Source organism: Pseudoscardovia radai (assembly GCF_002259605.1).
Classification (GTDB): Bacteria; Actinomycetota; Actinomycetes; order Actinomycetales; family Bifidobacteriaceae; genus Pseudoscardovia; species Pseudoscardovia radai.
Map to the genome: position 1 here is coordinate 1 of NZ_MWWR01000013.1, position 13,089 is coordinate 13,089.

The 13,089-nt window shown below is 62.1% G+C and carries 8 protein-coding genes, 2 tRNA genes and 1 rRNA gene; 4 read left to right on the forward strand and 7 right to left on the reverse strand.

Going from position 1 to position 13,089, the window contains the following annotated elements; genetic code table 11:
* The 4 genes from PSRA_RS06855 to PSRA_RS06870 all read right to left on the reverse strand — a co-directional run.
* Nucleotides 1-521, reverse strand: a 16S ribosomal RNA gene (locus PSRA_RS06855); the annotation flags it as partial.
* Nucleotides 522-1,132: 611 nt separating this feature from the next.
* Entirely contained in the window at nt 1,133-2,755 is a 1,623-nt protein-coding gene (locus tag PSRA_RS06860; protein WP_094661167.1) for an Ig-like domain-containing protein, read from the reverse strand.
* A 92-nt stretch (nt 2,756-2,847) separates the two neighbouring features.
* On the reverse strand, nt 2,848-6,366 hold the full coding sequence (locus PSRA_RS06865) for an alpha/beta fold hydrolase (RefSeq protein WP_094661168.1): 3,519 nt from the start codon (nt 6,364-6,366) through the stop codon (nt 2,848-2,850).
* Between the two features lie 938 nt (nt 6,367-7,304).
* Nucleotides 7,305-7,898, reverse strand: a complete 594-nt coding sequence (locus PSRA_RS06870) for a helix-turn-helix domain-containing protein (protein ID WP_094661169.1) — start codon at nt 7,896-7,898, stop codon at nt 7,305-7,307.
* A 255-nt stretch (nt 7,899-8,153) separates the two neighbouring features.
* Between PSRA_RS06870 and PSRA_RS09815 the strand changes: the two genes are divergently transcribed.
* The 3 genes from PSRA_RS09815 to PSRA_RS06880 are packed head-to-tail and all read left to right on the forward strand — an operon-like array spanning nt 8,154 to nt 9,929.
* The gene (locus tag PSRA_RS09815; protein ID WP_094661170.1) at nt 8,154-8,888 is read left to right on the forward strand and encodes a DUF4417 domain-containing protein; all 735 of its coding nucleotides are present in this window, start codon (nt 8,154-8,156) and stop codon (nt 8,886-8,888) included.
* Nucleotides 8,848-9,402 (forward strand): hypothetical protein, encoded by a 555-nt coding sequence (locus tag PSRA_RS09225; RefSeq protein WP_143516388.1) that lies wholly within the window; start codon nt 8,848-8,850, stop codon nt 9,400-9,402. The genes PSRA_RS09815 and PSRA_RS09225 overlap by 41 nt, the downstream gene beginning before the upstream one ends.
* Nucleotides 9,399-9,929: a hypothetical protein gene (locus PSRA_RS06880; protein ID WP_094661171.1), complete on the forward strand. Its 531-nt coding sequence runs from the start codon at nt 9,399-9,401 to the stop codon at nt 9,927-9,929. The genes PSRA_RS09225 and PSRA_RS06880 overlap by 4 nt, the downstream gene beginning before the upstream one ends.
* A gap of 914 nt (nt 9,930-10,843) precedes the next feature.
* Here the strand turns inward: PSRA_RS06880 and PSRA_RS06885 are convergent.
* Nucleotides 10,844-10,916 (reverse strand) — tRNA-Ala (locus PSRA_RS06885).
* A 22-nt stretch (nt 10,917-10,938) separates the two neighbouring features.
* Nucleotides 10,939-11,012 (reverse strand) — tRNA-Ile (locus PSRA_RS06890).
* Between the two features lie 203 nt (nt 11,013-11,215).
* On the opposite strand from PSRA_RS06890, the gene PSRA_RS06895 reads away from it, so the two are divergent.
* Nucleotides 11,216-11,923 carry a M48 family metallopeptidase gene (locus PSRA_RS06895; protein ID WP_094661172.1) on the forward strand — a complete coding sequence of 236 codons (708 nt, stop codon included), beginning with the start codon at nt 11,216-11,218 and terminating at the stop codon, nt 11,921-11,923.
* A 174-nt stretch (nt 11,924-12,097) separates the two neighbouring features.
* On the opposite strand, the gene PSRA_RS06900 is transcribed toward PSRA_RS06895, so the two are convergent.
* Nucleotides 12,098-13,048, reverse strand: a complete 951-nt coding sequence (locus tag PSRA_RS06900) for an SPFH domain-containing protein (protein WP_094661173.1) — start codon at nt 13,046-13,048, stop codon at nt 12,098-12,100.
* Nucleotides 13,049-13,089 lie beyond the last annotated feature (41 nt).

The following is a 13,089-nucleotide window of genomic DNA, read 5'->3' on the forward strand; positions in this document are numbered from 1 at the left end:
CCTACGTATTACCGCGGCTGCTGGCACGTAGTTAGCCGGTGCTTATTCGAAAGGTACACTCACCCGAAGGCTTGCTCCCAAACAAAAGCGGTTCACGACCCGAAGGCCTCCATCCCGCACGCGGCGTCGCTGCATCAGGGTTCCCCCCNTTGTGCAATATTCCCCACTGCTGCCTCCCGTAGGAGTCTGGGCCGTATCTCAGTCCCAATGTGGCCGGTCGCCCTCTCAGGCCGGCTACCCGTCGAAGCCTTGGTGGGCCGCTGCCCCGCCAACAAGCTGATAGGACGCGACCCCATCCCATCCCGCGAAAGCTTTCCCACGACCCCATGCGGGGACGCGGAGCATCCGGCATTACCACCCGTTTCCAGGAGCTATACCGGGGGACAGGGCAGGTTGGTCACGCATTACTCACCCGTTCGCCACTCTCACCCGCAAGCAAAGCCCGCGGGATCCCGTTCGACTTGCATGTGTTAAGCACGCCGCCAGCGTTCGTCCTGAGCCAGAATCGAACCCTCCACGAAAAAAAAACGCGAAAGGAAACCAAACGGCTCCCAAAATCAAACAAAAGAAAGAAATGACAGGCAACACGGACGCCCCGAAGGACACCCATGCCGCACTACCACATCACAGGGCGACCTCACGGCCTCCCGGCACCCACGCGCCCAACGCGCAAGGGCGTCGCCCCGCTGGCAATCAAATGACTTGTAAAGTAGCACAAAACACGCTCTTGAGTTCTCAAACCACCACCACACCCGCGAGAAAACCCGCCGGAACCCTCCGGCCGGCCGCCCCGCGAGGCAGCAAGGAAGAAACATACACGAACCCAGCCAACAACGCAAACCCACCCCCAACCAACACCCCCAAACCCCTACAAAACACTAACCACCACCGGCGTGTCGCAAACCACCCAAAACACCAACCAAAACCAACCCAAAACCCAAAAACACCACCCAGACACCCAAAAACAACCCAACACCCGGCGTGTCACAACACCCAAACCGTCAAAGAACTCCGTCATCCGCTACCCAGATCCTCCATCCTCGGGGGAAATCGTTCATCGTGGAAAAGGGGCCTAGCCGCGCACCGGCACGGTCGGCACCGCAACATACAGCCGCCGACCTCAGCCTCCACCTCAGCTGGCGACGACGGTGACGGAGGCTGTGACGAGGAGTCCGGCGACGGCGCCGCTCACCGTGAAGGTACCGGGCTGCGCGTAGGTGGAGTCCGCGAGCGCCGATCCGCTGTTCCATGTCACGCGCTCAACGGTGCGGTCTCCGTTGCTCCAGGAGATGGTCGCCGTCGCGGGCAGCTCCGGTGCGGTGCCGGCGACGGTCGTCAGGTCCACCGCATTCACCATGCCCGTTCCCGAACCGATCGCGCCCGCACCGATCGCGCCCGCGCCCGCACCACTCGCACCCGCACCGTCACCACTCGCAGCCCCATCAAACGACGCCGATACCGCCACGGCCTGCCGCACAATCACCGTCACGGCGAACGACCGCCCGCTCTCACGCCCCGTGCCGCGCATCACGAATGACGTATCGCGGTCGAGCAGGCCGTGGTAGTCGCGCGGATCGACGGCATCCCAGTCCACCGTGTCGGTTTCCCAGTCGCCGGAATCGCTCCACAGCACCTGGCCGCCGACCGGCAGCGTGGGAGCCACGCCCGCGTCGGTGCTGACCGACGTCGGATTACTTGCCACGATCACGTACCGGCTCGTCATGCGCACGGAGGCCGACACAGCGAATCCGAGCACGGTGCCGTCAGCGGTGAAGGAGCCGGCGATGCCGGTCAGGGAGCGGCTGAAAGGGAGCCCGCCGTTCCATGTGATGCGCTCGGCGCTCGTATCTCCGTTGCTCCAGGTCACGATGGCCGTGGCGGGCAGGTATTCGAAGGGGTTGCCGTCGACGGGCACGCTGACCGAGGCGGCATCGAGACGCGCGCCGACGGGGGTGGCGCCGGTGACGGTGACGTAGCACACGGCGCGCAGGTCGTATGTCTGCCCGTACACCACGAAGGTGCTCGAGCCGCCGTGCGCCCCGTGGTACTGCGCCTCATTGATGGAGGAGACATCCCAAATCACCGGTTCGTCGGTTGTGTCGCCGTTGCTCCAGATGACGGGGACGGTGGCCGGCAGGGTCGGGGCGGTGCCGGCGGCGGTGGTGCTGCGCGTCAGCGCTGCGGAGACGGGGGTGGCGGACGGGGCGGCGGATGACGCGCCGGAGGCTTCAGGCGTGTCGCCTTCCGCGAGCGCGGACGCGGCTACGGCATCCGTGCCGGCGGCTGCGGCTGCCGTGCGAGTTTCCACGATTTCCATGCCGCGTGATTCCGCGGCGGAATCGCCAGACGATGGCGCCTGCGCCTCGTCCGACGCCGCCCCGTCCACCAGCGCCCCGTCCGACGCCGCCTCGTCCGACGCCGGCGCCGACATCGCTGCCCCGGACGCATCCGCCCTGGCGGATATGCCCGTTCCCACGGCGAGGCCAGCGCAGACGAGCATCATGGCTGCGCACAGCACGCCGATGCCACGACGGGCGCAAAACGCCGCTGTCCGACGCTTTGCGGCGGCACGCGGGTATCCGAGGCGTGTCGCGCCGACGGGCGCATACGGGGCGGTTTCCGGCCCCATAGCGCCCCATTCCGCGTCGTGCGCCGCCCCGTCATGCGCCACCGCTCCATCATGACGCGCCACCGCATCAGCATGCACCGTCATATCGCGCATCGCCCTATCGTGCATCATTGCATCGTCCGCCATTGCCAAGCCTCCTTCGCGCATCTTGTCTTGCCGCCGCGCCGAAGCGCCGCATCGTCGCGCCGTCGCCACGCCGCGCCGCCTTACCGCCCGCATCATGACGCGAGCGCGTACCAGGCCACGCCTTCGTCGTTCCACCCGATCCGTATCAGCTCGGAGCGCTCGGCGGCGTCGGTGGTGTAGTGGTGCGCGCCGCCATTCGGGTTGTAGACGCGCCACACGGCCGTTCCGGTGCTTGCCGGCGCCGAATACCAGCCGACGCCCTCCTTGCGCCATCCCTGGGATACGAGCGTGTCGGCCTCATGGCGCGACATGGTGTAGTGGTGCCCGCCCGCAACGGGGTTGTAGAGGCGGTACACGGCGTCGCCCGAAACCGGCGCGACCCACGCGCGCCCCTCGTCGCGCCAGCCGACGGCTGCCAGGTTCGCGCGCTCCGTGAGGTCGGCGGTGTAGAAATGCTCGCCCGTGTTCGGGTTGTACAGGCGGTACATGGTTTTCCCTGCGTCCGCGTCGCCGCCCGTCGTGGCGTCCACGATGGTGATCGCCTGCCAGCCGTAGAGCCAGTCGTTCTCGCGATACACCGCGATTTTCGCGGCGCCGAGGGCTGCGTCGGCGGGAATCGTCAGGTCGAGGTAATACCCGCCGCCGCCCGATGTCGCGGCGACCGCCTCGCCCAACTGCACCGCCGCGCCCGCGCCAGCGCCACCCGCCGCGCCCGCACCGTCACTCGCGCCAGACGCGCCGCCAGACGCCGAATACAGATACGCCCGATACGTGCACCCGGCGTTCGCCGCCGTGCAATCGACGTCGATATCGTTGAGGAAAACGCGCACGGCACTGCCGCCCGTCACGCGGTCGGTTTCCGCGGAATCCGCCGTCGCGTCGGGGCGCTTCACCGTGATGTACGTGCCCTCCGCGGTGGCGTCGGTTTTCCCGTCCGCCGACGTGCCGCCGAGCTCCACATTGCGCTTGTTGCCGCTTGTTCCGTCGGTCAGGGAATCGTATGACGTCGCGACGCTTTCCGTGTGGCGGAACGACACGAGCTGGCATTCGCTGCCCGTGATGACGTTCGAAAACACGTCCTTCGTGGTTACGTTCGAGGACCCCGCGTACACGGTGCCGCTGCCGAAGGTGCCGGCGTCCACCTTGGACTGGAAGGCGTCGGGGCCGGCGAGGTATTCGTTCGCAATGCCCGTGGCCGCGCGGTTGTAGCCGTATTCGCAATGCCGCGCGGCCGCCACGATGAGCAGCGTGCCGCGCAGGGCGCGCGCGTTGACCACGCCGTTGACGTACGGCGTGGCGGGGTCGTAGGTGGTGGAGATGACGAGCACGTTCGGCAGCGTCGACATCTCGTAGCCGGGGTTCGACAGCAGGTTGCCGCCGCTGGTGAAGAAGAACTGCATGCCGATGCCGGTGCTCAGGCCGCGCGCCACGCCCGATTCGTCGGCGCCGGGATCGGCGAACGGGGCGGCCGCGTAGTACGCCTTCATGCGCCTGGCGCGCTGCGCGCTTGTGTACGCCGACGACGATTCGCCCTGCGAGACCTGCTTGCCGTCCTGAGTCTGGATCACGTACAGCGCGGCGTTGCGGTTGGCGTAGCCGGAGCGCGTGCCCCATGCACCCGTGGCGGGGTCGTAATGCGCGATGCCCGAACTGCGCTCGTTATAGGTGTCGGCGAGGTACATCATCCAGGAACCGTTGCCGTTCTTGGCATTGCGCAGGCCGATGTTGAAGGCCTTCCATCGCGTGCTCGAGTACATGGCCTCGCAGGTGGCGGTGGTGAAGTCCTGGAAGGAGAGCGCGCGCCCGTCCGAAAGCCCCGCATCTTTGCCGCCCCAGTACTGCCGCGCGATCTGCTGGTACGCGGCCTCGGCGGCGTCGATCTGCGCGTCGGCGGGCGTGCCGTCCACGTGGTCGCCGACGGCGCAGGCGCTGCCTCCGGTCAGGTTCGACGACGTCAGGCACCAGGAGAGGAATTGGCGGAAGGTGGCCTCGAAGCTCGCCATCTGCGCATTTTCGGCGCCGGCATACGATGGCGCCGTCAGTTGGAGCTCGGGCCCGGAGGTGGCGACGGCGTCCGTTCCTGCGGCGGACGCATCGTCTGCCCCTGCCGCGGCCGGCGAACTCGCCGCGCCCGCCGCTGCATCGGAAGCGCCTTCCGCGCTCGCCGCGCTCGTCGACGTCACCGAACGCAGGTTCGTGTAATACCCGCTGTAGCGCCCCTTGTCGAGCGAGCTATTCCAGGCGCTTTCGAATTCGAAAACGTTCATGTTGCCGTCGAGCACCATCGCGTGGACGGAGCGCGGGAACTGCATGGCGTAGTAGTAACCGATGCGCGTGCCGTAGCTGTAGCCGAGGTACGACGCCTTCTCGCAGCCGAGGGCCGAACGCAGCACATCCATGTCGCGCGCCACCGTGTCGGTGCTCACCGTCGGGATGAAATCGTCGCCGGTGATGCCCTCGTAGGAGGTGGCCGTGTTGGCGTAGCACTGCTGCGCGTTGTACTGGTCGATGGCATCGTATTGCTCGTTCGTTAGGCCGTCGCCGCCCTCGCGCTGCGCGTCCTGCGCGGCGTCGGACTGGCAGCGGATCTGCGGCAGCGAATTGCCCACGCCGCGCGGGTCGAAGCCGACGATGTCATAGTGACTCCACGCCGTGGCGTTGCCCACCGCGTTCGAGAGCATGCCCGGCAGGTGGGTGGCGATGGACATGCCGCTGCTGCCGGGGCCGCCGGGGTTGACGAAGAGCACGCCGTAGCATTCCACGGAGGGGTCGTGCGGGTACATGTAGACGCCGATCTGCACGCTGCGGCCGTCGAGGTCGCTGTAGTCGAGCGGGACGGAGACGTAGGCGCAGCGGGATGCGCGGGTGGCGGTGTCATAGGGAGTGGTCAGGCCGAAGGCCGCGCATGTGGTCAGGTTCCAGTCGATGCCCTGCGAGTAGTACGATTCGAGGCCCGCGGGCACGGAGCCGGTGGCTGTGCCGCCGGGGCGGGGGCCGGTCAGGGTGACCGTTCCGTTCGAGACGAACGAGTAGTCGTAGGCGGCCTGGGGTAGGTCGCGCAGGGGGTCGTCGGCGGCGAGGGAGGCGAAATCGGTGGGGTCGGGGGTGGTCGACGATTCTCCCGCCGTCTCGTTCTGCGCGGCCTGGGATGCCACCTGTTCCACCGCGGCATCGGCCTGGTCGGATTCGGCCAGCGCCGGATCCGAGGACGGAGCGTCGATCTGCAGGGCGTCGTCCGATGAATCGTTGTGCGCGTCTTGTGCGGAGGCCGCAAGCATCATGCTCGCGTGGCTCGCATTCGCCGCCGCCAGGCCCTCGGCCACGTCATCCGTCGCCGACGGGGAATCGGATGACGCGAGCGCCGCCGCATCCTGGTCGGTCGACGCATCGGATGCGGAAGTCGTTGCGCCGCCCGACGCCACCGCGGAGATCGTTGAAGTCGTCGGAATCGTGGACGCCGCGGATGTCGCCGCCAACAGCTGGGCGGACACCTCCTCAAGCTGTGACTGCGCCGCCGCATCCTCGGCATATGCGGTCGCCGTCAGGGGCAGCGACATCGCCATCGTCGCGACCACGCAGGTCGCAATGCTCAGGATCCGCCTCATCGTCATCGTGTCCAGGCTCCAATCACGCTGTTCCTGTCAGTCCCGCCGGCTTCTTCGCGCGCGTTCCGTGCACATTCTATCGAGAAAACACGATTCTCCCGGCCGTCATCCCGCCCGCCGGAGCGTTCTGGCGAGAGGCGGGGCCCGGGCGAGGCGAGGCGGGACGTTCAGTGCACACGATCGCTCACACCGAACGGCCTTGACCCCCGAAAAAGCGCCCCAAACCGGACTCAAGCACCTTCAGTGCACACAATCGCTCACACCGAACGCCCCCGACCCCCACCGAGACCACCCAAACGAGGGGTCGACGCCCTTCACCGCACACGACCGCTCACACCGAACATCGATTTCCCTACTTGCCGTCGGCCATCATTCTCCAAACCGCTCCTCATGGCGAACTTTCCTCACCGCGAGCACCCAATCCGACGGCCGACGCAGGAAAAATCGTCGAAACCGCTCCTCATGGCGAACATCCTTCGCCACGAGCACCAAAACCGGCGGCCGGACCGCCACCAGGCAAGGAAAACCGCCTTCATGGCGAAGAATCCTCGCCACGAGCACCCAATCCGGCGCCCAGACCACCACCAGGCAAGGAAAACCGCCTTCATGGCGAAGAATCCTCGCCACGAGCACCCAATCCACCGGCCGACACAGGAAAAATCGTCAAAACCACCCCTCATGGCGAACTTTCCTCACCACGAACCACGATTTCCCCGGCCGGGCACAGCAAACGCCACCGAAACACCCTTCGCAGCGAACTTCCTTCGCCACGAACACCCAATCCGGCGCCCAGACCACCGCCAGGCAGGGAAAACCGCCTTCGTGGCGAAGAATCCTCGCCATGAGCGCCCGATCCGGCGGCCGACACTGGGAAAATCGTCAAAACCACCCCTCATGGCGAACTTTCCTCTGAGCCAATTCCGGACGCGCACATTTCTCTCCCCTCACTCTTCCTCACGATCTTCGATGAATTCGTCCCAATGCTGATTGATAATTGACGCGGTGGATTGCAACGTATCTCGGAGATATCGGTTCGGATCAGGGTATGTGTCACGTCGCTTGGGGAATTCGTTCAGAAAATCCAGCAATGCGATGAGATCCTTCTGAAAACCATTAAGCGCGACAACGTACACAGATTGCCCGCCGTAGTACTGCTCCTGAAACGCTTCTCTTGCTGCGGCTGGATCCAACAATCCAGCCATATCAATTATTTCGGTTCGCCAAAGGGTAAGCACAGCATTCGCAATATCCTTACCGGGATATGGACCAACCACATCGCCGGGAATATCGATAGCCTCACCTTCGCATAGAGAATCAAGCGTAGTTCCGAGAGCTCGGGCAATGCTGGCAAGAGACTCCAGACTGGGGAGCTTCTTCCCGTTTTCGTATTGACTGATAACCGATTGAGCAACATGAGCAGCATCCGACAACTCTATTTGTGTCATCTGTTTCGCAATACGGGCCTTCTTGATGTTATTGCCGATCACAGATTTATCCATATTGTCAGCTTCCAGACTTTCATCATCGCTTATTATCATTCGCGATTTTTCGAATATTGCTAAATAGACTATCACTGCGATGATTTCTATTTTTGATTAACTTTGGACATATTGCCTATACCTTACAGGTATTTTTCCGAGACGAGATAGGAATGAGATAGCATCGTCAATTTCTGAATATGCATTGCGACGACTCATTTTTGCAAGATTCGACATGCATATGCGCCCGATCTGAACTTATGCCAGCATCTATGTAATTCGTTGACTGCTTACTCAAAGAACCACGAGGCTAGAATGACCAGCAGATATCCAGACCGTTTAGATCCCGAGCACAATGACAAGTATTTGCTTCGAGGCGCGACCTTATGCGGCTGTCTTGACATACCGAAGATTGAACCGCCGGCTTGGCTCCCGCCCAATCCGGTTTTCGTGCCTTTTTCCCAACGCGAGCGTCGCGTGGAAAAAGATACTGTGGTTTGCTTCAATGAGGCCGACTTCATCTTTCGAGACGTAATAGAGCATCCAGACGGGTACATCGATGATTTGGCGCGCTTTGGAGCCATCGTCTCTCCGGATTGCTCCATGTACCGCGATGCTCCCCTAGCTAGACAGGTCGCGAATCTATACCTGAATCGTCGCACAGGAAGCTTCTTACAAAGACACGGACTCACCGTCATTCCCCAAATTCGATGGGGATCTCGGTCTACGTTTACGCTAGATGTTTTCCCTCAACGCATCGCATCTTTAGGCGTCGAGCCAAGAACGGACGTTGCGATTGGAAGCTACGGCTGCTTCCAATCGCACGAAGATAAACAAGTATTTCTTGAAGGTTTCGACGCAATGATTGAAAATCTATCTCCTCGTCGCGTATTTGTGTACGGAGGCGGAGCTTCCTTCTTCGAAACTCTCTCCGTCGCAGAACGGGGAACGTCGATTGTCAATTGCCCTGATTGGATAACGCGTCTGCACAGAAAGGATAACGACAAAAATGGGAAGCGGAGCTCTAGGCTATTCACCCGGTTCCAGTGAATCTCAACCCTATGCAAAAAGCTATGCGGCGTGTCCCGACATGTTGGCAGAAGACAAAAAAGACCCCGAAATATATGCCCCAGAATCAGGTTACTTCCTAAATCCATCGGCATTCGAGGTCTCAGCTGAATCTGCTGTGGAACAGCGCTTTTATTGCGAAAACGCTAAAGGACGCCGTGTGATACTCAATGGAAAAATCCCATATGTACTTGACATCTCCGGGAAATTGATTGCTGGAATTCGGAATAATCCGAACAATCCCAGCAAGCGCTCTCCACACCCAACTTTGGTTGGCGGTCTAGCGCCTCGGGTCCAATGCGCAGGAATGCTTACTTTCCGCGAAGGTAAAATCGTCAGCGCCAATCTTGACAGCGGGCACTTCCGACCGGCAAGAAAGTCATTGGCTAAGGTTGAATCCTACTTGGCCAAGCTGTACGAAACGCACCCCGGACTCTTCGACGAACGATCACAGTGGGCGAAGAGCAATGGGGCGAGTGGAGGAAACGAACGATGAGAGAGAACTTTCACAAAGAACAACAGAATGGCACGACCGATAACAGCAACGGACTCAAAGAAATCGCGCAGTTCCTTTTCGGCTTCCGCTACACGGGTGAAATTGGCACACCCGAACCAGGCGAGGATCGCAAGAACACCGCGGCGAAGGAAATCGAAACACATCCCTGGAAGGACGTATTCGACTCCTGGTATCGATTCCTCCGTGAGGATTGTCCGACCCCTGATGATGTATGGAGCTGGGAACGACTGTTCTGGATCTACGGTGGACAGGATTTTCCCCTTCGGAATCCTTATCCATTTCTTGGCTATTTGCTTTACCGCACCGCCCTTCCGGGCAGGCCAATAGAGGATCCAACAGATCAGGGGCTTTTCGACAGCATCGCCATGGAATTTCTCACTCGCATCGGAGATGTGACGCTGGATACCATGGACGACTTTGGGGCGGACACAGACCCAAGAATCATCGCTCAAGCCGATGTCTGGCGCAATCGGCTTGGCCCCGCACACGGAATAGAGCGCGAATAAATGGCGAAGAATCCTCGCCACGAACCACGATTCCCCCGGCCGGGCACGGCAAACGACGCCGAAACGGCCTTCGCGGCGAACTTCCTTCGCCACGAACACCCAATCCGGCGCCCAGACCACCACCAGGCAGGGAAAACCGCCTTCATGGCGAAGAATCCTCGCCATGAGTGCCCAATCCGGCGGCCAACACAGGAAAAATCGTCAAAACCACCCCTCATGGCGAACTTTCCTCGCCACGAACCACGATTTCACCAGCCAAGCACGGCAAACGCCGCCGAAACGGCTTTCGTGGCGAACTTCCTTCGCCACGAAAGCCGTGGGACGTGCGATAGGGGCTGCGAAGGTCGGACGGGCGGGCGCAATATGGCTCCGCACCGGAAAGCATTCGCATAGGGGCGGATCAGAGTCCAACATGGTCAGCATCCGGCGCAACAACACAGCATCGCGAAGCAATCAATCGTTCACAAGAGCACACATATCACAATCGTTGTTCGTTCACAAACAAACACATTCCGCTCAATATCGCTCATTACGTCAAATACGAACAGAAATCGTGCTCTAACGAACGTTTAACAAACGTCAGCCGAACAAATCAGCTCATACAACGTACGCGAAACGCAAACCAACGCACCCAGAACGCCGTGAACCCGACAAAATCCGAACACATGTCAATCGTATTTCACACAGAAACAAACGCCGCACGCACAAAACACCCCGCACAACACTCACAACAGCACAAAACCTGTTCGATTATCGCCCACAACGCACAGCACCAACCAGCGCACGGCACCAACCGCGCATTATCTCAAGGGTTTCGCGTTGCGAACACGCCGGACGCATCGGTCAGAGCGCATTGAATCGGAACGCATTGGGAATCCAGGCAAAAAGAAAACCCCGAAAAATCGGGGCGCTTGTGGAGCTAGCCGGGTTCGAACCGGCGACCCTCTGCTTGCAAAGCAGATGCGCTACCAGCTGCGCCATAGCCCCGAGTGCATTGAGATATGCAAAGTGGGCCCGGGAGGACTTGAACCTCCGACCTCATCCTTATCAGGGATGCGCTCTAACCACCTGAGCTACGGGCCCTTGTGCTTTCACACAAGTGGATATCTTACACCCAATCGCCTATCCGTCAATTCGAGAGAGGCGCCATCGGCGTGTCGCGCGCCACGGCGCGGTTTTCCACGATTACCCCATCCCATTCACGCGCCCCGACCGCCACGCACATGCGCCTCCGCCCCGCGCAACCACTCCCACGCCCGACGCCGCATCCGTGATTGAATGGAGACATGACACGCAGCGAATCCCAATCCCCGCAACCCCACCGCGCATCACCTCCCACCTCGATCCCCGCCTCGACCCCCGCCTCGACCCCGGCCACCACCACGCTGGTCGTCGGCTCCGAAACGGTGCTGGTCACGCGTAAAAGCATCAAGAACATGTACCTGCGCATCCGTCCGGACGACGGCACCATCACCGTCTCCGCGCCGCGCCGCACAACGAATGCCGCGATCCGCGACTTCGTGTGCGCGCACGAGTCGTGGATCGGCTCGACGCGCAAACGCATGACGCAGCTGCATCGCGAGAACGAGGTGGCGGCATTCGGCCACGAAACGGATGAGACGCTCACACCGCGCGAACTGTTCCGCCGCAAATGGACGCCCGAACGCCTGCAGGCGGCCAGGGGCTACCTGCAGGCGCGCGTTCCCGAGATGATCAAGCGCTGGGGCCGCGTGCTCGGGCGCACGCCGACGTCGGTCACGTACCGCGCCATGACGTCGCGCTGGGGCTCGTGTACGCCGGCGACCGGGCGCATGCGGCTCAACCTCGAGCTCGCGGAAATGCCGGAGGCGCTGATCGAATACGTGGTCGTGCACGAAATGGTGCATCTGTGGGAGCCCAAGCACGGTGCCGGCTTCCACAACCGCATGTCGGCCGTGATGCCGGACTGGCGCGAGCGCGCCCGCACGCTGAATTCGCTGTGGCGCTACGCGTGACAGCTGCAGCTGCGGAAACACGATGACGCCGGCGGTTCGTGACGATGGCACGACGCCACCCGCGGCACCGGCGCACAAACAGCAGCGGCGGGACCCGGAATCCGGATCCCGCCGCCGCTGTCTGAAAATCGTGCGGAAATCGTGCGCAACAGCGCGCGCCAATCTCAGCCGGCCTCAGCCGTTGATCGTGTTATGCGGGTTGCGCAGCACCTCGTTGTCGGAGTCATAGCGGTTCTGCGACTCGTTGACGTCGCTCACCGACATGGCCTGCACGATCTGGGTGAACAGCTCGCTGTAGCCGCCGGGCGTCGAGGCCGGCAGCACCACGGTTTTCGCGTTGCGCGACTCGGAGAGCGCGCGCATGACGTCGAGGTACTGGTTGAACAGCACGACGTTGTTCACGTCGTCGATGCTCATGCCGACGGCCTGCAGGCTCTTGATCTGGTCGACGATACCGCTGGCGATCTCGCGGCGGTAGTTCGCCTGGCCCTCGCCCTGGAGGCGCGTCTTCTCGGCATCCGCCTGCGCCTGCGTCTCGATCTCGATGCGGTTGGCCTCGGCGCGTTCGCGCGTGGCTTCCTTCTCGCGCTGCGCGGCGTTGATGGAGTCCATGGCGTGCTTGACCTGGTCGGACGGATCGATGGAGGTGATGAGCGTCTTGACCACGGCGAAACCGAAGCGGCTCATCTCGGCGCCGACCGTGTGCTGCACGTCGGAGGCCACGTCATCCTTGCGGGCGAAGGCGTCGTCAAGCGTCAGCATAGGGATGGCGGAGCGCAGGGCGTCCTCCATGTAGCTGCGCAGCTGCGCGCTCGGGTCCTGCAGCTCGTAGTACGCGGTGGCGACCTGCTGCGGATCGACGCGGAACTGCGTGGACGCGATGACGGTCACGAACACGTTGTCGAGGGTCTTGGTTTCGAGCCTGACGTCGAGCTGCAGCACGCGCAGGTTGGTTTTCTGCGAGATGCGGTCAAAGAACGGGATCTTGGCGTGAAGGCCTGCGAAAGTCACCGATTGGAACTTGCCAAGTCGTTCGATGACGTATGCCTGCTGCTGCGGCACCACATACAGTGACGACGCGATGAGCAGCAGCACGATGACGGCTACGACGATGGGTACTGCCATATTATGTTCCCTCCGTTCCGCGGCGAGTACGGTGCCGCGGC

Coding starts and splice junctions, on each gene's coding strand:
- PSRA_RS06860 (WP_094661167.1), bottom strand. CDS start 2,755: ATGGCGGACGATGCAATGATGCACGATAGGGCGATGCGCGATATGACG.
- PSRA_RS06865 (WP_094661168.1), bottom strand. CDS start 6,366: ATGACGATGAGGCGGATCCTGAGCATTGCGACCTGCGTGGTCGCGACG.
- PSRA_RS06870 (WP_094661169.1), bottom strand. CDS start 7,898: ATGATAATAAGCGATGATGAAAGTCTGGAAGCTGACAATATGGATAAA.
- PSRA_RS09815 (WP_094661170.1), top strand. CDS start 8,154: ATGACCAGCAGATATCCAGACCGTTTAGATCCCGAGCACAATGACAAG.
- PSRA_RS09225 (WP_143516388.1), top strand. CDS start 8,848: ATGGGAAGCGGAGCTCTAGGCTATTCACCCGGTTCCAGTGAATCTCAA.
- PSRA_RS06880 (WP_094661171.1), top strand. CDS start 9,399: ATGAGAGAGAACTTTCACAAAGAACAACAGAATGGCACGACCGATAAC.
- PSRA_RS06895 (WP_094661172.1), top strand. CDS start 11,216: ATGACACGCAGCGAATCCCAATCCCCGCAACCCCACCGCGCATCACCT.
- PSRA_RS06900 (WP_094661173.1), bottom strand. CDS start 13,048: ATGGCAGTACCCATCGTCGTAGCCGTCATCGTGCTGCTGCTCATCGCG.